Genomic DNA, 17,056 nt, shown 5'->3' on the forward strand with positions numbered 1-17,056 from the left:
AGGGCCACCCGGCCGACGAGCCCGGCGGAGCGGACCGGCTACCGCCGCGACCACCGCTGGTGCGCCGCCGCGGTGCAGGTCCAGAGAATCACCGCGGTGCCGTTGGCGGTGCCGTTGTTCGTCACGTCCAGACAGAGCCCGGACTGCACCCCGCTGATCGTGCCGTTGGCGTTGATGGTCCACCGCTGGTTGGCCCCGCCGTTGCAGTCCCAGATCTGGGCCCGGGCACCGGCCGTGGCGTTGACGGGCGCGTCCAGGCACTTGCCGAGAGCTTGCAGGGCCTGGCCGCTGATGGTCCAGCGCTGATTGGCGGCGTCGTTGCAGTCCCAGATCACCGGCTGGGTGCCGTTGCTGGTGTTGCTCTGCGGGACGTCCAGGCAGCGGCCGGAGGCAGCACTGGCGAACGCGCTCGACGTGGGCGGTGTGGTCGTTCCGCCACCGCTGACCCGGAACACCACCGTGCCGTGCGACGGCACGCTGGCGCTGATGGTCCCGCCGCTGGGGCTGGTGCCGCCGGTCCAGGCGTCCAGCAGCGTGAAGGAGGTCCCGGACTTGCCGACGGCGGCGGCGGTGGTCGTGATCGTCGTCGAGGCGCCCTGGTTGAACAGGGCGACGGCGACGTCACCGTTGGCCAGCCGCTTGGCGAGCACCCGACGGGTGCCGTCGAACGAGACCTGTACCCCCTGCACCCCGAGCGGGTCCTGGTTGATCGTGACCAGGTTGCGGTTCTTGAGGATGGCCTGCGTCGCCGAGTTCATGGACCGGACGTCGTTGCCGGCGATCAGCGGCGACGCCATGATCGCCCACATCGCGAAGTGGCTGCGCATCTCCGTGTCGGTCATGCCGCCCCGGCCGACCTCCATCATGTCCGGGTCGTTGAAGCCGCCCGGCCTCGCGTACGAGGCCAGCGGAACCGTCACGTCGATGATGTTCTGGATGCCCATCGGGTAGCCGTTGGTCTGCCCGGTGTTCCACGCGTTGGTGATGTCCTCCGTGGTACGCCACATGTTGGCCACGTCGCCCCAATTGCGCTGCGGGCCGGTCTTGGCATGGATGCTGTTGGGGTTGATGCTGTAGACGATCGGTCGACCGGTGGCCGCCAGCGCGTCACGCATCCGGGCGAAGGTGGCCACCTGCTCGTCGATGCTGCCCTCCGGCGAGCACCAGTCGTACTTGAGGAAGTCGACTCCCCAGGCGGCGAACTGGCGGGCATCCCGCGCCTCGTGGCCTCGGCTGCCGGTCGCACCCGGATAGCTGCCGAAGTACTGTGCGCAGGTCTTGTCGACCGGCACCTGGTAGAGGCCGAACTTCAGGCCCCTGGCGTGCAGGTAGTCGCCGAGCGACCTCATCCCGCTGGGGAACCGGCCCGGATCACCCTGAAGATTCCCGGCGGCGTCCCGGTTGGGGTTGAACCAGCAGTCGTCGACCACGACGTACTGGTAACCCAGGTCCCGCATCCCGCTGCTGACGAGGGCGTCCGCCGACTGCCGGATCAGCGCTTCGTTGATGTTGCAGCCGAAGGAGTTCCACGAGTTCCAGCCCATGGGAGGCGTGCGGGCCACCCCGTTGTCCAGGGCCTGCGCCGCCGGGGCGGGGAGGCCGACCAGGGAGCCGGCCAACAGCAGCCCGGTCGCCAGCACTCCTGCCCCACGACGGCCTCGGGCGATGCGTTTCATCGGACCTCCCAGTCGATGGCGCCCGCCCGTGTCCGCACCAGCTCGCCGACCGGCAGGCGATTTAGGAACATCGATGTTAACGCTACCACTTGTCGATGGAGGCCGGCGTCCGGCTGCTGGCCGATCCTCCGCGAGGGCCCCTCCCGCTCAGCGGTTCCCGCGCCAGCGAGCTGCCGAGCTTTCATTGACGCGCGCCGAGGTGCTCAGTACGGTGCATCGTAACTATTCGATGTCAGCCTCGATGCGTCCGCGCTGCGAAGCGGTTACAGCGGCGGACCACCGCGCCGGGCGCGCGCCCAGTCCACCCCAGATGGCGAGCAGATGCAGGAAGTCGCAGGCCGAGATTGTTAGCGCTAACGCTCATGGTGTTACTGGCTGCCGGTTCGCGTCCGGGCGGGACCACGCCCGATCGGCAGCCGGGCGGCGCATCGTCGCTTCGGATGCCGATCGAGGCAGAGTCAGGGGGTAACTCGTGAAACCCGCACATCCGGTCCCGTCCAGGAAGCGAGCTCGGCGCGTCGTCGCCGTGGTCGTGAGCCTGGTCTGCGCCGTCGCCCTGTCACCGGGCACGGCCGCCAGGGCCGACAACCCGATCGTGCAGCACATCTACACCGCCGACCCGGCCCCCATGGTGCACAACGGCCGGGTGTACCTCTACACCGGACACGACGAGGACGGCTCCACGAACTTCACGATGCGCGAGTGGCGGGTGTTCTCGTCCGCCGACACGGTGAACTGGACCGACCACGGGGTTCCGATGAACCTGGCGACCTTCGCCTGGGCGGACGCCAACGCCTGGGCCGGTCACGTCACGCCCCGCAACGGAAAGTTCTACTGGTACGTCCCGGTGCGGCAGCGGTCGAACGGGCAGATGGTCATCGGGGTCGCGGTGGCGGACAGCCCCACCGGCCCGTTCCGCGACGCTCTCGGCCGCCCGCTCGTCGGCAACGGTGAGATCGACCCGACCGTCCTCGTCGACGACGGCGGGCAGGCATACCTGTACTGGGGTAACCCGGGCCTTTGGTACGTGCGGCTGAACCCGGACATGATTTCGTTCTCCGGCAGCGCGACCCGCATTCCCCTCACCACCGCGGGCTTCGGCACCCGGGTCGGCAACTCGGCCCGCCCGACGTTGTACGAGGAGGGTCCGTGGGTCTTCAAGCGCAACGGCCTGTACTACAACGTGTTCGCGGCGGAGTGCTGCTCCGAGTTCATCGCCTACTCGACCGCCCCCAGCCCCACCGGACCGTGGACCTACCGGGGGGCGATCATGCCCCGGCAGGGCAGCAGTTTCACCAATCACGCTGGCGTCGTCGACTTCAACGGCGGATCGTACTTTTTCTACCACAACGGGGCGTTGCCGGGCGGCGGCGGCTTCACCCGCTCGGTCGCGGTGGAGAAGTTCGCCTACAACGCCAACGGCACGTTCCCGACGATCACCATGACCAGCACGGGCGCACCCCAGGTGGGCACGCTGAACCCGTACGTCCGGCAGGAGGCCGAGACGATCGCCTGGGGCTCCGGCATCGAGACCGAATCGGCCGGCGAGGGCGGAGTGAACGTCGGTTGGATCGAGAACGGCGACTACATCAAGGTCAAGGGCGTGGCGTTCGGCACCGGCGCGACGTCCTTCTCCGCGCGGGTGGCCTCGGCCAGCAGCGGCGGCCGGATAGAGGTCCGGCTGGACAGCTCCACCGGCCCGATCGTCGGCACCTGCGACGTCGGCAGCACCGGTGGTTGGCAGAACTGGACGACCACCACGTGCGGGGTGAGCGGCGCGACCGGGACGCGCGACCTGTACCTGCGCTTCGCCGGAGGCGGCGGCAACCTTTTCAATATCAACTACTGGCAGTTCGGCAACACCGCCGGGGGCGGCAACCTGCTCACCAACGGCAACGCGGAGAACGGCACCACGGGCTGGGGTGTGCTCGGCAGCGGGACGCTGTCGTCCCACCCGGACGTCGTGCACGGCGGCACCCGGTCGCTGGGGATCACCGGGCGCACCGCCTCGTGGAACGGCCCGAGCCAGAACGTGACCTCGCGACTGACGAACGGCCGGAGCTACACCACCACTGTCTGGGTGCGGGCGCAGAGCGGCACGCCGTCGGTGCGGGCGACCCTGTCGCTGACCGCCAACGGGACGACAACCTATGTCTCGCTGACCCCGGCGGTGACCGCGAACGCCAATGGCTGGACGTTGCTCACCGGCACCGCCAACGTGTCCTGGGGCGGCACCCTGTCCAACGCGACGTTCTACCTGGAGACAGCCGCCGGAACGGACGGTTTCCTCATCGACGACGTCTCCTTCCAGTAGCCCGCCCATCAAGTGCCGGCCCTGGGGCCGGGCGGGCGGGAGGGGCCCCGCTCGCCCGGCTTCGGCCGCGCACGCCGTGAATCTGGCACGACTACGAATTTGTGGAGTTACCCCCTGACCAGGGGATTGCCAGCGATCACATTGCCTGCGATCCAGCGGGCTCAGGTCCTGCCCGTTGGTCGCGGGTGTCGGCTCGGATTGTTCGGTTCGTGCTATTGAAGGAGGAGAATGATGGTTGCCATTGGTTGGCTTTTCCGGGTGGTGCCCTGGGGTGGGGGGTGGTTGTCGCGGCTTGCCGCTGTGGTGGTGGTGGTGTTGGCGGGTGGTGTGTTGGTGGGGGTGTCGGCGTCGCCGGTGTCGGCGGCGGTGGTGGATCCGGGTGCGTGGTATGTGTTGGTGAATCGGAACAGTGGTAAGGCGTTGGACGTGTTCAACCTGGCGACGGGTGATGGTGCGCGGATCACGCAGTGGTCGCGTGGCGACGGCAACTGGCAGCAGTGGCAGTTCGTGGATTCTGGTGGTGGTTTCTATCGGGTGCGGTCGCGGCATTCGGGCAAGGTGTTGGCTGTGGCGGGTTCGTCGACGGCGAACGGTGCGGGGATCGTGCAGTGGGCGGACGGGAACGGTGTGGAGCAGCAGTTCCGGTTGGCGGATTCGGCTGGTGGTTTTGTGCGGTTGGTGAATCGCCACAGTGGTCGGGTGGTGGAGGTGCAGAACGCCTCGACGGTGGACGGGGCCGGTGTGGTGCAGTACGACGATTGGGGTGGGGCCAACCAGCAGTGGCAACTCGTCCGCGTCGGCGACACCGGCACGCCGGGCGGCACCTTCGCCAATCCGGTGCTCTGGCAGGACTTCGCCGATGTCGACATCATCCGGGTGGGCGACGTCTACTACATGTCCGCCTCCACGATGCACTACTCGCCGGGCGCTCCGGTGCTGCGCTCGTACGACCTGGTGAACTGGGAGTTCGCCGGTCACTCGGTGCCCCGGCTGGACTTCGGCGCCAAGTACGACCTGACCAACAACAGCCATGGATACGTGGACGGCATCTGGGCGTCCACGCTCAACTACCGGCCGAGCAACCGGACGTTCTACTGGGCCGGCTGCGTCGACTTCGCCCAGACCCACATCTACACGGCATCCGCCGTCGACGGCGCCTGGAGCAAGCACGCCACCATCCCCAACTGCTACTACGACGCCGGGATGCTGATCGACGACAACGACACCATGTACGTCGCGTACGGCAACGGCACGATCAGCGTGGCGCAGCTCTCCGCCGACGGACGCACCCAGGTCCGCGCGCAGCAGGTGTACCAGACGCCGTCGAGCATCGGCACCCTGGAGGGGGCCCGGTTCTACAAGCGCAACGGCGCCTACTACATCTGGCTCACCCGCCCGGCCAACGGCCAGTACGTGCTGAAGTCCACCAACGGTCCGTTCGGCCCGTACGAGCAGCGGCAGGTGCTGCTCAACCTGCCGGGCCCGATCTCCGGCGGCGGCGTGCCGCACCAGGGCGGCCTCGTGCAGACCCAGAACGGGGCCTGGTACTACATGGCCTTCACCGACGCGTACCCCGGTGGGCGGATGCCGACGTTGGCGCCGATCACCTGGACCAGCGACGGCTGGCCGCAGGTGCAGACGGTCAACGGGGCCTGGGGAGCCAGCTACCCCAACCCGTTGCCGCTGCGACCGGTCAAGCCGCTCACCGGCACCGACACCTTCCCGGGCACCACCCTCGGCGTCCAGTACGAGTGGAACCACAACCCCGACAACAGCAGGTGGACGGTGAACAACGGGCTGCGCCTACAGACCGCGTCGGTGACCAACGACCTGTACCGGGCCCGCAACACGCTGACCCACCGGATCCAGGGACCAACCTCCACCGGAACCATTGAACTGGACTACTCCACGATGCGCGACGGCGACCGCGCAGGGCTCGCAATGCTGCGGGACGCCTCGGCGTGGATCGGCATCAAGCGGGACAACGGCGCGACCCGGGTGGTGATGACCAATGGCCTGACCATGGGCTCCGACAACTGGAACACCACCGGCACCGGGACCGAGATCGCCGGTGCCCCCGTGTCCGGGGGGCGGATCTGGTTGCGGGCCAATGCCGACATCCGGCCCGGAGCCGGGCGGCAGGCGAGGTTTTCGTACAGCACCGACGGGGTCAACTTCGTGCCGCTGGGCAACGCCGTGACCCTCAACAACGCCTGGCAGTTCTTCATGGGATATCGGTTCGGCATCTTCAATTACGCCACCCAGTCGCTGGGCGGGGCGGTGACGGTACGGCAGTTCGCCCTGACCACACCGTGACGATCTCCGGTGGCCGTCATCCCGGGGTGGCCGGACGGTCGTGCGGGTGCCGCCGGCATTGATGCGAGGCCGCCAGGTCCGGCCCGGGCGTGACCCGGGCCGGACCTGGCGGGGGATCAACCCACGGTGCAGGTGGGTGTTCCGGTGGGTGCGATCAGACGAAGCGCCAGCGCTGGTCGGCCGCACCGCTGTCGTTCGACAGAACGACCTGCGCGCCCTGGCTGCCGGCGCCGCCGCTGACGCCGAGGATCCGGCCGCCCAGGGCGCACTGGATACGGAAGTAGCCGGCCCCGGCGGAGCGCAGCCGCCACCGGTGGTCGTCGGTGCCGTTGTCGGCCCACTGCACGATTCGGGCCCCGGTGGTGCCGGCTCCGCCTTCGACGCCGAGCACCTTGCCGCTGTTCGCGTTGCGTAGCCGCAGGTAGCCGCCGGTGTCCACGATCCCGGTCCAGAGGTGGTCGGCGGTGCCGCTGTCGCCCCACTGGATGACGAGACCGCCGTCGGCGGTGGACATGTTCTGGACGCCGAGCACGAGTCCGCTGGCCAGGTTCTGGATCCGGCGGGCCCCGTTCGGGAAGAATCGCCACTGGTTGTCCGGGCTGCCGTCGTCCTGGCCCTGCACCGCCCGGGCGCCCTGCCCGGTGGCGCCGCCGGAGATGGCGAGCAGCTTGCCGCTGTGGACGTTGCGCAGCTTGTGCGTGCCGTCGCCCATGTCGACGACCGTCCAGAGGTGGTCCGCGGTGCCGTTGTCCGCCCACTGGACGATCGCGGCGTTGTCGGCGGTGGACATGTTCGCCACGCCGAGGACCCTGCCGCTGTGGACGTTACGCAGTCTGACCGCCGCCCCGTCGACGAGGACCTGCCAGTCGTGGTCGGCGGTGCCGGTGTCGCCCCACAGCAGCGCCGCGCCGCCGTCGGCGGTGGACATGTTCTCGATGCCCAGCACGAGGCCGCTGGCCGCGTTGGCCAGGCGGAAGCTGGCGTCGTTGCCGTTACCGCCGGCGCTCACGCGCCAGTAGACCGTGTAGTTGTGCCCGTGCGCGTCGTAGAACGGCCGGAGGGGAACGGTGACGCCGTTCGCGGTGGCGGTGAACGCGAGCGCGCTGCCGCTGGTCCGCGTGACCGAGGCGGTGTCCAGCGAGGGCAGCGCGCTCAGGGCGGTGCTGCCGTAATCGCCGGACAGCACCACCGGCCCGTACGTGATCGCCTGGACGGCCGCGTCGTCGTCGGCGGCGGCCATGACGACCCGCATCGGCAGGCGAACCGTGACGACATCCCCGGAGGCCCAGGAGCGGGTGAGGCTGGCGTAGCTGCCCGGCGTCGTGGCGATGCTCTGCGGGACGCCGTTGACGCTGACGGTCGCGCCGCTGGTCCACGCCGGGATGCGGATCCGCATCGTCCACGACCCGCCGGAGCCGGTGACGGTGAGGGTCGTGACGTCGCTGGCCGGGTACGAGGTGCTCTGGGTGAGGGTGATCCCGCGCTGCGACCAGGTGAGCACCGACGGCAGGAACAGGTTCACGGTCAGGGTGGCGTCGTTGTGGAAGTAGATGGAGTCCATCAGCCTGGTGTTGGTCTCCAGGCCGGTGCCCTGGCAGCACCAGAAGGAGTCGTAGTCGGTGCTCCAGGTGCCGCCTCCCCACGCCGGCCCGACGCCGCGCCGGCCGCCCGGGTTGAGCGGCGTGAAGTAGGTGACGTGTCCGTGGCTGTCGGCCGGATTCTGCTGGCCGATCAGGTGGTTGAGCAGCGCCCGCTCGTAGAAGTCGAAGTAGGCGGCCCGGTTCGGGTCGAGCAGCCAGAGCTCGCGGGTCAGGCTGAGCATGTTGTACGTGTTGCAGGCCTCGCAGGCGTCGGCGCGCAGGTAGCCGGCGATGGCGTGGGGGGCCCGGAAGTGTTCCGCCTGGCTGTTGCCGCCGATCACGTAGGTGTGCGCGTTCACGGTGATGTTCCACGCGTTGGTGGCGATGTCCCGGTAGCGGGTGACGCCGGTGGCCTTGAACTCCCGGGCCGAGCCGATCCACTTGGGCACCTGCGTGTTGGCGTGCAGCCCGTTGAGCTGGTCGGAGTTGGCGGCCAGGGGGTTGAACACTGCGGCGTGGTCGAACCGCTGGGCCGCAGTCAGCCAGCGGGCCTCGCCGGTCTGCTGGTACAGGTCGGTCAGGACCGCGTTCATGCCACCGAACTCGGTGCCCAGCATGGCCTGCATCTGGGTGGTGGTCAGCCGCCCGGTGCGCCGGTCGACCCAGCCGGCGAGCGCCAGGAGCACGTCGCGCGCTTGCAGATTGCCGACATGCCGCCACACGTCGAGCAGGCCGGCCATCGTCTTGTGGACGCAGTAGTACGGCACGTTGCCGTTGCTCAGGGTGCGTGCTTCGAGGGCGGTGAAGTCGGACTCGGGGAAGCCGGAGAGGTACCCGGCGGTGAAGCCCGCGGCGGCGTTGTTGGCCTGGCACCTGGCCAGCTCGGCGACCATCTGGTTGGCCTTGTCGCGGCTGGTGGTGTCGCCAAGCACCGCCCACGCCTGGGCCCAGGCGGTCAGGAAGTGTCCCTGCACGTGCGTGCGGAACGGGAACGTCGGGGCGTCCCAACCGCCGGTCGCCGCGGCACCGCCGGTGGAGAGGCGGTGGTTGGCGCGGAAGTTGTAGAGCAGCCGGTTGACGTCGACGAATCGCAGGTAGTTCAGGGTGCGGGTCTGGTTGTCCAGCCACCGGCTGGCGGTGAGGCGGACCTGGCCCGGCTCGAACCCGTACGCGGACACGCCGATGTCGGGCCGGACGGGAGGAAGGGCGGCGCCGGCGGCCCCGGAGCCCAGGGCGGGCCCGACAGTGGTGGCGACGGCCGCCGCGCCGGCGGATTGCAGGAGAAGTCGACGGTTGACCAGGGGAGATGACATCACGGCCTCCGAACGCGTTGGTGGGTACGGCCGGCGCGCGCCCAGGTGCGGGCCTCCCCGGCCGCGATGGGCCGCCCGCCGGATGCGCCCCGGGTCGGGCGCGTCCGGCGGGCGGGCAGGTCAGGACGTGATCCGGAAGGTGGCGTCCTGCCGGTCGGCGGCGCTGGATGACGCGCTCAGCGGATCGATGCGCAGCAGGTAGCCGGAATGCCGCAGGTACCGGTCCGGGAAGTTGTAGGAGCGGAACGACGTCCAGGAGGAGTCACTCAGGCCCGGGGCGCGGTGGAACGTCGCGTCGGCCCGGAACGCCGCCGTGTTGGTGTTCGGTTCGAGCCGGATGGCGTAGCCGCTGTGGCGCAGGAAGTTGCCGGGGCGGTTGACCGACTCGAAGGAGACCGCAGCGGTGTCCGCCAGCCCGGGCACCATCCGCCACATCTGGTCCTGGTACGGGTCGAACGGGTACGCGTCGAGGCGTCCGACGCCGTTGAGGTGCCGGACGAACCGGTCCGGGAAGTTGGCGGACTTCAGGCGTACCCAGGTCGGGGTGCCCCACCGGCTGACCGCGCCGTTGTACTCCGCCTCGGTGATGCCGAGGATCGAGCCGTGCTTGCCGTTCAGCGGCGCGGTGTAGTCGCGCTGGTTCAGCGCGGTCCAGGTGTTGGTGGCGACGTTGCCGCTGGACCAGGCGTAGTAGTCGGCGTTCACCGGGCTGAACGAGTCGCCCCACAGGTACCAACCGTTGCCGTCGTTGCGCCTGACCAGCAGCGGGGCCTCCATGGCGTCGCCCTGCCGCAGCGCGCTGGTGTAGGTGGTGAAGCTGTTCGGCGCGCCGGTCGACGAGCGGGCCCCGTACAGGTTCCCGGTGGCGAGGTTCTTGTAGTACAGGTAGGTGACCCCGCCGTCGACCACGATGTCGCCGTCCAGGACGCCGAAGCCGGGGTTGAAGTAGACCTGCGGGGAGCCGACCGACTGGAAGTCGGACGTGTAGTTGATTAGGAACACGTCCCCGCTGCTGGTGTTGCAGGAGTAGACGATGCCGTAGTGCCCGCGGCCGGCGTCCCAGAAGACCGTGGGTGCCCAGGTGTGGGCGTTGTAGGTGTGCATCCGCAGCCGCCGGTAGCCGGTGAAGCTGGTGAGGTTCGTCGAGTCCCAGACGTGCAGGTACTGGCTGTAGGTGCCGAAGTCGGTGCCGCGCAGGTCGGTGGCGATCACGACGAACGTGCCGTCCTGCTTGCGGAACACGAACGGGTCGCGCAGCCCGAGCTGGCCGGCGGTGGGGGTGACCACCGGGTTGTTCTGGTTGAGCGGGGTCCAGTTCAGTCCGTCGCGGCTGACGGCGACGTGCAGGCCGTAGTCCGCGCCGACGAAGTTCGGTGACTCGGTGAAGTAGGTCATCACGTACGCGCTGTAGGTGGCGGCCGAGGCCGCCTGGGGGGCGATGGTCAGACCGGCGGCGGTGGCCGCGCCGGTGGCGACCGCGCCCAGGGTGAAGGCTCGTCGGGTAAGGGCCATGGGGGGTGACCTCTCTCGATGGTGGGTGGACCGCGCGGCCCTCGGGACCGGGATCAGCACGAAGGTCGTCGGTGCGCTCGGTGGATCCAGGTGCCCGGAGGCCGGCGTGTCCGCCGGGGGACGAGCCGGCCTCCGGTCACCGTCACTGGAACTGGGTGAAGAACCGCCAGGTCTCCCCGGGCGCCCAGGCGCGGGAGCCGCTGTCGCCCGGTGCGCCGTCCTGCGGGGCGGCGATGTGCCCCTCGTCGAAGGCGATCCACTCCACCGGGTAGCCGGCGGCACAGCCGGAGTACGCGGTGCCGACGTGGGTCAGGCTGCCCGAGGCGGGCTCCCGGGGGGCCTGCGCGACACAGCCGTTGTTCTGCACGAACCGGTCGCGCAGCGTCCGACCGCTCGCGATGTTGAGCACGGTGTCCCGGATGCCGTGGACCCCGAGGTACGCGACCCGGCCGGTCCCGCCGCTGCACCCGCTGAGCTGTGCGCCGGAGAGGACCGCGACCGCGCGGAAGACGTTAGGCCGCGCGCAGGCCAGGGCGTAGCTCATGCCCCCGCCGAAGCTGAACCCGGTGGCGAACCGCTGCCGTGGGTTCACGCAGAGGCCGTCCTCGATCCGCCGCAGCATGTCGTCGACGAACGTGACGTCCTCGCCGCCTGCGTTGCCCCAGCCGTTGCCCAGGCCCTGCGGGGCCACGAAGATCGTGCTGTTGTTCGACAGCCGCAACAGCCCGTAGTACGCCCACACGTCTCGCTGCACCGTCTGCCCGGTGGCCACGTCGGTCGCCGTGCCGCCGCGCCAGTGCAACCCGAACACCAGCCGGTACGGGCGGGTGTTGGTGTAGCCGTCCGGCACGCGCAGGATGAACGTGCGCGACTTGCCGTTGCTCGTGATCGTGTGCGTGCCGCTGGTGATCGTCGGGGCTTTGCCGCAGCCGGCGGTGCCGGTGCCGGGGTTGCCGGTGTCGCCGACGCGGACGAGTTGCCACTGCTGGTTGGCCCCACCCCAATCGTCGTACTGCACCACACCGGCCCCGTCCACCGTCGAGGCGTTCTGCACCTCCACCACCCGACCACTGTGGCGATTCACCAACCGCACAAAACCACCAGCCGAATCCGCCAACCGGAACTGCTGCTCCACACCGTTCCCGTCCGCCCACTGCACGATCCCCGCACCGTTCGCCGTCGACGAACCCGCCACAGCCAACACCTTGCCCGAATGCCGCGACCGCACCCGATAGAAACCACCACCAGAATCCACGAACTGCCACTGCTGCCAGTTGCCGTCGCCACGCGACCACTGCGTGATCCGCGCACCATCACCCGTCGCCAGGTTGAACACGTCCAACGCCTTACCACTGTTCCGATTCACCAACACATACCACGCACCCGGATCCACCACCGCCGCCGACACCGGCGACGCCGACACCCCCACCAACACACCACCCGCCAACACCACCACCACCACAGCGGCAAGCCGCGACAACCACCCCCCACCCCAGGGCACCACCCGGAAAAGCCAACCAATGGCAACCATCATTCTCCTCCTTCAATAGCACGAACCGAACAATCCGAGCCGACACCCGCGACCAACGGGCAGGACCTGAGCCCGCTGGATCGGATGCCTGATGTTATCGCTAACATTTCTCTCCGCACGGTCGCGACAGCAATCTGTAACGAGCTTGAGGGGCGTGAACGCAGCGGTCCAATCGCCAGACATTGGCGGTCTTCACTAGAGACTGTGAGCGATAACACGCCCTTAGTCAAGAGTTGACGCCACAGACACGCGGCGACTACATCGCACTGCCCTGCCGGATGGGCCTGTCACCCGGACCAACCCCACCTGCTGACCGCCTCGGCCACCGGCGCGGCCTCGGTAGGCCGGCTCGAACACGAAGCTCCGTGACGCCGGTCACTGCTCGTCTGGGGTGGCTGCTCGCAGCCGTGTCGGGGGCGGCGGCTGACGTAGACTGTCAGCGATCCAGCGCTGGTCACCTGGATTCAGCACCGGCATGGTGGTTGGGCGAGGGGATCGGCCGGGCCGCTCCAGTCGATGGCCACCGGTCGGAGATGTGGGCGGGGGAGTGATATGGCCGTGCGCGGTCCCGCGATGACGGACGTCGCTCGTCTGGCCGGTGTCTCCCATCAGACGGTGTCGCGGGTGCTCAACGGGCACCCCAATGTCCGCGAGCAGACCCGGTTGCGGGTACGGGCGGCGATCGCCGAGCTCGACTACCGCCCGAACGGCGCGGCACGCGCGTTGGTGACCGGCCGATCGCAGGTCATCGGCGTGGTAGCGCAGAACACCACCCTGTACGGTCCGGCGTCGTTGCTGGCCGCGTTGGAGCAGACCGCGGCAGCGGAGGGGTTCGCGGTCAGCATGGGCAGCGTGCGGGATCTGGACCACCACTCCATCTCGGCCGCAGTCGAGCGGCACCTGGCGCACCGGGTAGCCGGCATCGTCGTCATCGCACCCGTCGAGTCAGCCGGTGAGGCGCTGGAACGACTGCCCAAGGACGTCCCGCTGGTCACCGTCGACGGTGACCCGGGTCGGCCGGTGCCGTTGGTGACGGTCGATCAGGTGGCCGGCGCCCGGGCGGCGACCCAGCACCTGCTCGACGCCGGGCACCGCACCGTCTGGCACGTGTCGGGGCCGTCCGACTGGTTCGACAGCGCCGGTCGTATAGAGGGCTGGCGGGAGGCGCTGCTGGCCGTGGGGGTCGAACCGCCCCCGTTGATGCCGGGGGACTGGTCCGCGGCGTCGGGCTACCGGTGCGGGCAGGTGTTGGCCCGGATGCCGGAAGTCACCGCCATCTTCACCGCCAACGACCATCTCGCGCTGGGCGTGCTGCGGGCGTTGCACGAGTTCGGCCGGCGGGTGCCGGAGGAGATCAGCGTGGTCGGCTTCGACGACGTGCCGGAGGCGGCGTACTTCATTCCGCCGCTGACCACCGTCCGGCCGGACTTCGACGCGGTGGCGCGGGCGAGCCTCCAGATGCTGCTGACCCAGATCGAATCGGGCAACGGTGGGGCGTTGCGGCGGACCATCGCGCCGACCCTGGTCGCCCGTGACAGCGTCGCCCCACCGCCCCGCTGACCGGCCCAACCGGTAGGCACCCCCACCGGACGTACGCCCGGTGCGACGTCGCCGCCGGCTTGGGATTCCGGTCGGGCGGGCGGCGCGCGCCCACCCGACCGGGGGCTCAGAACTGTCGCCCGTTGGAGGGGCGGCCGGCCGCGTCGCGCGGGGGGACCGTTCGCGGGTCGTCGGAGGTGCGGGCCTGCGCCGCCTCGTCCGCCCAGTCCCGGCCGCGTTCGGCGTCCCGTTCCTGTCGTTCGTCCCGCTCGGCGGTCTGCTGCCTGGACCTGTCCTGCTGTCGACCCATGACGATCCTCGCGATCCGTCGGGGCGCGGCTGCGCCGGTGCTACGGTCGTCCCGGGCCTTCCCGGTCGGCCGAAGCGCAAACGACGGCAGCGCGGCAGTCACTGCTCCAGGTGGCGGGCGAAGCTCAGCCGCAGGTGGTTCTTCGGCCGGGCCCCGACGATCGAGCCGACCACCTCGCCGCCCCGGAACACCAGCAGGGTCGGCATCGACATCACCCCGTACGCCCTGGTGGTCGCCGGGTTCTCATCCGTGTTGACGGTGACCACGCGCAGCCGGTCCCCGAACTCCCCGGCCAGCTCGGCGAGGCTCCGCGAGACCGCCAGGCAGGGCGGGCACCACTCGGCCCAGAAGTCGACCACCACCGGCCGGTCGGCGGCCAGCACCGTCTCGGCGAACGTGGCGTCGGTGACGGCGGTCAGCGGGGAAGTCCCCGTTTCCTGAAGCATGTTTCCTCCCGGTACGCGATGGCCTGGGTGAGCTGGTCGTGCAACTGCCGCCGTACCGCGCCCAGCCGGTCGAGGTAGGCGTCCACCTCGGCGAGCTTGCGACGCAGCACGGCCACGGAGTCCGGGCAGACGTCGCCGGACGAGTGGCCGGCCCGCAGACAGGCCACGAACGGCCGGATGTCGTCCAGGCCGAAACCCACGGCCAGCAGGGCGCGGATCTCGTGCACCACCCGCAGCTCCGCCTCGTCGTAGACGCGGTAGCCGTTGGCCGAGCGCTCGGGCCGGACCAGCCCCTGCGTCTCGTAGTACCGCAGCGTCCGGGTGCTCGTACCGGCGCGTTCCGCCAGTTCGCCGATCCGCATCCGACCCTCCTTCGCCCGCCCCTGTCCGCCACGCTAGACCTTGTCGCCGGTGTCAAGGCAACGACGAATTCCGGCCGCCGGGGCGGGTAACCGGGCGGGACGAGCAACGGGAAGGGGTGGGCGGATGGCGGCGAGAGGAAAGGCTGGTACGACGACCCGGGGCGGCGAGGTCACGGTCCCGGTGGGGGACGCCGGGCTGCCGGCCGACGTGCTGGTCCCGGACGGGGCGGCCGGGGTGGTGCTCTTCGCGCACGGCAGCGGCAGCTCGCGGCACAGCCCCCGGAACACGGCCGTCGCCGGGGTGCTGCGCGAGCGGACGCTCGGCACGGTGCTGGTCGACCTGCTCACCCCGGAGGAGGACCGGGCCGACGCCCGGACGGCCGAACTGCGCTTCGACATCGGGCTGCTCGCCGACCGCCTGGCCGCGATCGTGGACTGGATGGCCGGCGATCCGGCCCTGAGCCGGCTGCCCGTGGGCCTGTTCGGGGCGAGCACCGGCGCCGCCGCCGCACTGGTGGCCGCGGCGGCCCGGCCCGAGCGGGTCCGGGCGGTGGTGTCCCGGGGCGGCCGGCCCGACCTGGCCGGTCCCGCCCTGTCCCGGGTGCACGCCCCGACGCTGCTGCTGGTCGGCGGCCTCGACGAGCAGGTGATCACATTGAACGAGGAGGCGGCGGCCGACCTCGGCGAGGTGGCCGAGCTGCGGGTGGTGCCCGGCGCGACCCACCTGTTCGAGGAACCGGGCACGCTGGAGCAGGTCGCCGACGCGGCGGCGGACTGGTTCGCCGCCCACCTGCGCGCCGGGGCCTGACTCAGGCGGTGGTGGGTGGTCGCCCGGCGGCCTCCTGCCGGTGCCGCTGCACGGTGTCGATCACCCGGTACGCGACCGCGGTGATCGGCACCGAAACGAACGCCCCGGCGATCCCGGCGATCAGCGTGCCGGCCGTCACCGCCACCAGGATCACCGCCGGGTGCAGTTTGACCTGACGCTTCATCACCAGCGGCTCCAACAGGTTCCCCTCGACCTGCTGCACGGTGATCACGGCGGCCAGGGCGAGCAGGGCGACGGTGGGCCCCTTGGCGGCGAGCGCCACCAGCACCGCGACCGCACCGGCCACGGTGGCCCCGATGATCGGCACGAACCCGCCGAGGAAGGTGATCAGGGCCAGCGGCAGGGCGAGCGGCACCCGAAGCAGCACCAGGGCCAGGCCGATCCCGATCGCGTCGATCGCCGCGATCAGCATCGTCCCCCGGCTGTACGCCCCGAGCGTCCGCCAGCCCACCCGGCCGGCCTCGGCGGTGACCTCCCGGTTCGGCCCGGTCATCCGGCGCAGCACCCAGTGCCACATCGAGCGGCCGTCCTTGAGCAGGAAGAACAGCAGCACCAGGGAGAGTAGGACCGAGCCGAGGAACTCGGTGGCCGTCCGGGCCCCGCCGACCGGGTCGGGGGAGCTGCCGCCCAGCCCGTCCCGGGCCTGCTGGATCAGCTTGTCGAGCTGGGCATCGGTGACCGGGAGCGTGGAGGTGACGAAGTCCCGGCTCCGCTGGAGGCCCTGGTCGAGTTCCTGGCTCAGCTCGCCGAACTGGCTCGCCGTCAGGTTCCATACCAGTACCCCGACGCCGACCAGGACGCCCAGCAGGAGCAGTACGGAGAGCAGGGCGGCCAGCGCCGCCGGCAGCCGGAGTCGGCGCAGCAGGAGCAGCACCGGATCGAGCAGCGCGGTCAGGAAGAAGGTCACGGCCAGCGCGATGGCCAGCGGCGCCAGCAGTACGGCGATCTTCCCGACCAGGTACAGCCCGGCGACGAACACCACCAGGCAGGCGCTCCACAGCACCGCCGAGCGGACCAGCCAGGGCAGCCCGGCCCACGCCTGCCGCGGTCCCGTCCCGGCCCCCGACGCGACCGGTGCGGTTCCCGGCGCGGCTGTCCCGACCTTTCCGGCCCCCGGCGCGACCGTCCCGGCCAACGCCGGCCCCGGACGCGCCGTGGGGTTCCCGTCGTCCGTCGTCCCCTCGGGCGTCCGCCCGGCACCGTCCTCGACCACGTTGGTCCTCCTCGGTCTCGGCGACGTCCCTACCCGTCCGGCGGCTCTCCGACACCCCACCGTCCGCGCTCGGATCCCGACGGCGTCGCCTCCGACGGGGCGGCCTCCGGCCGGG

General features: G+C 70.3%; 12 protein-coding genes. 4 read left to right on the forward strand and 8 right to left on the reverse strand.

Features of this window, described 5'->3' with window-relative positions; all coding sequences use genetic code 11:
* Nucleotides 1-38 precede the first annotated feature (38 nt).
* On the reverse strand, nucleotides 39-1,676 hold the full coding sequence (locus tag ACQPZO_RS02885) for a glycoside hydrolase family 27 protein (RefSeq protein ID WP_433346764.1): 1,638 nt from the start codon (nucleotides 1,674-1,676) through the stop codon (nucleotides 39-41).
* A gap of 472 nt (nucleotides 1,677-2,148) precedes the next feature.
* On the opposite strand from ACQPZO_RS02885, the gene ACQPZO_RS02890 reads away from it, so the two are divergent.
* Together ACQPZO_RS02890 and ACQPZO_RS02895 are read left to right on the forward strand one after the other, a co-directional pair.
* Complete coding sequence (locus ACQPZO_RS02890; protein WP_433346766.1) at nucleotides 2,149-3,990, forward strand: family 43 glycosylhydrolase; 1,842 nt, start codon at nucleotides 2,149-2,151, stop codon at nucleotides 3,988-3,990.
* A gap of 228 nt (nucleotides 3,991-4,218) precedes the next feature.
* The gene (locus tag ACQPZO_RS02895) at nucleotides 4,219-6,306 is read left to right on the forward strand and encodes a family 43 glycosylhydrolase (protein ID WP_433346768.1); all 2,088 of its coding nucleotides are present in this window, start codon (nucleotides 4,219-4,221) and stop codon (nucleotides 6,304-6,306) included.
* 154 nt (nucleotides 6,307-6,460) lie between these two features.
* Here the strand turns inward: ACQPZO_RS02895 and ACQPZO_RS02900 are convergent, their stop codons facing one another.
* From ACQPZO_RS02900 to ACQPZO_RS02910, 3 genes are all read right to left on the reverse strand, one after another.
* Entirely contained in the window at nucleotides 6,461-9,199 is a 2,739-nt protein-coding gene (locus ACQPZO_RS02900) for a beta-L-arabinofuranosidase domain-containing protein (RefSeq protein WP_433346770.1), read from the reverse strand.
* 120 nt (nucleotides 9,200-9,319) lie between these two features.
* On the reverse strand, nucleotides 9,320-10,711 hold the full coding sequence (locus tag ACQPZO_RS02905; RefSeq protein WP_433346772.1) for a glycoside hydrolase family 43 protein: 1,392 nt from the start codon (nucleotides 10,709-10,711) through the stop codon (nucleotides 9,320-9,322).
* A gap of 142 nt (nucleotides 10,712-10,853) precedes the next feature.
* Nucleotides 10,854-12,245: an RICIN domain-containing protein gene (locus tag ACQPZO_RS02910; protein ID WP_433346774.1), complete on the reverse strand. Its 1,392-nt coding sequence runs from the start codon at nucleotides 12,243-12,245 to the stop codon at nucleotides 10,854-10,856.
* A gap of 570 nt (nucleotides 12,246-12,815) precedes the next feature.
* On the opposite strand from ACQPZO_RS02910, the gene ACQPZO_RS02915 reads away from it, so the two are divergent.
* Complete coding sequence (locus tag ACQPZO_RS02915) at nucleotides 12,816-13,802, forward strand: LacI family DNA-binding transcriptional regulator (protein WP_433346776.1); 987 nt, start codon at nucleotides 12,816-12,818, stop codon at nucleotides 13,800-13,802.
* Between the two features lie 106 nt (nucleotides 13,803-13,908).
* On the opposite strand, the gene ACQPZO_RS02920 is transcribed toward ACQPZO_RS02915, so the two are convergent.
* From ACQPZO_RS02920 to ACQPZO_RS02930, 3 genes are all read right to left on the reverse strand, one after another.
* On the reverse strand, nucleotides 13,909-14,091 hold the full coding sequence (locus ACQPZO_RS02920; RefSeq protein WP_396669075.1) for a hypothetical protein: 183 nt from the start codon (nucleotides 14,089-14,091) through the stop codon (nucleotides 13,909-13,911).
* Nucleotides 14,092-14,189: 98 nt separating this feature from the next.
* Nucleotides 14,190-14,537: a thioredoxin gene (trxA, locus tag ACQPZO_RS02925; protein WP_387021286.1), complete on the reverse strand. Its 348-nt coding sequence runs from the start codon at nucleotides 14,535-14,537 to the stop codon at nucleotides 14,190-14,192.
* Nucleotides 14,507-14,899 carry a MerR family transcriptional regulator gene (locus ACQPZO_RS02930; protein ID WP_161689195.1) on the reverse strand — a complete coding sequence of 131 codons (393 nt, stop codon included), beginning with the start codon at nucleotides 14,897-14,899 and terminating at the stop codon, nucleotides 14,507-14,509. Before ACQPZO_RS02930 ends, trxA begins: the two co-directional genes overlap by 31 nt.
* 124 nt (nucleotides 14,900-15,023) lie before the next feature.
* Here ACQPZO_RS02930 and ACQPZO_RS02935 point away from each other — a divergent pair, with 124 nt between their 5' ends.
* A complete protein-coding gene (locus tag ACQPZO_RS02935) occupies nucleotides 15,024-15,707 on the forward strand; it encodes a dienelactone hydrolase family protein (RefSeq protein WP_433346779.1) in 684 nt (227 codons plus the stop codon).
* Between the two features lies 1 nt (nucleotide 15,708).
* On the opposite strand, the gene ACQPZO_RS02940 is transcribed toward ACQPZO_RS02935, so the two are convergent.
* Nucleotides 15,709-16,941, reverse strand: coding sequence for an AI-2E family transporter (locus tag ACQPZO_RS02940; protein ID WP_433346781.1), 1,233 nt, complete (start codon nucleotides 16,939-16,941; stop codon nucleotides 15,709-15,711).
* Nucleotides 16,942-17,056: the final 115 nt, after the last annotated feature.

The sequence above is a fragment of the Micromonospora sp. CA-111912 genome (assembly GCF_050948415.1).
Lineage (GTDB): Bacteria > Actinomycetota > Actinomycetes > Mycobacteriales > Micromonosporaceae > Micromonospora.

Coding starts and splice junctions, on each gene's coding strand:
- ACQPZO_RS02885 (WP_433346764.1), bottom strand. CDS start 1,676: ATGAAACGCATCGCCCGAGGCCGTCGTGGGGCAGGAGTGCTGGCGACC.
- ACQPZO_RS02895 (WP_433346768.1), top strand. CDS start 4,219: ATGATGGTTGCCATTGGTTGGCTTTTCCGGGTGGTGCCCTGGGGTGGG.
- ACQPZO_RS02900 (WP_433346770.1), bottom strand. CDS start 9,199: ATGTCATCTCCCCTGGTCAACCGTCGACTTCTCCTGCAATCCGCCGGC.
- ACQPZO_RS02905 (WP_433346772.1), bottom strand. CDS start 10,711: ATGGCCCTTACCCGACGAGCCTTCACCCTGGGCGCGGTCGCCACCGGC.
- ACQPZO_RS02910 (WP_433346774.1), bottom strand. CDS start 12,245: ATGATGGTTGCCATTGGTTGGCTTTTCCGGGTGGTGCCCTGGGGTGGG.
- ACQPZO_RS02915 (WP_433346776.1), top strand. CDS start 12,816: ATGACGGACGTCGCTCGTCTGGCCGGTGTCTCCCATCAGACGGTGTCG.
- ACQPZO_RS02920 (WP_396669075.1), bottom strand. CDS start 14,091: ATGGGTCGACAGCAGGACAGGTCCAGGCAGCAGACCGCCGAGCGGGAC.
- trxA (WP_387021286.1), bottom strand. CDS start 14,537: ATGCTTCAGGAAACGGGGACTTCCCCGCTGACCGCCGTCACCGACGCC.
- ACQPZO_RS02930 (WP_161689195.1), bottom strand. CDS start 14,899: ATGCGGATCGGCGAACTGGCGGAACGCGCCGGTACGAGCACCCGGACG.
- ACQPZO_RS02935 (WP_433346779.1), top strand. CDS start 15,024: ATGGCGGCGAGAGGAAAGGCTGGTACGACGACCCGGGGCGGCGAGGTC.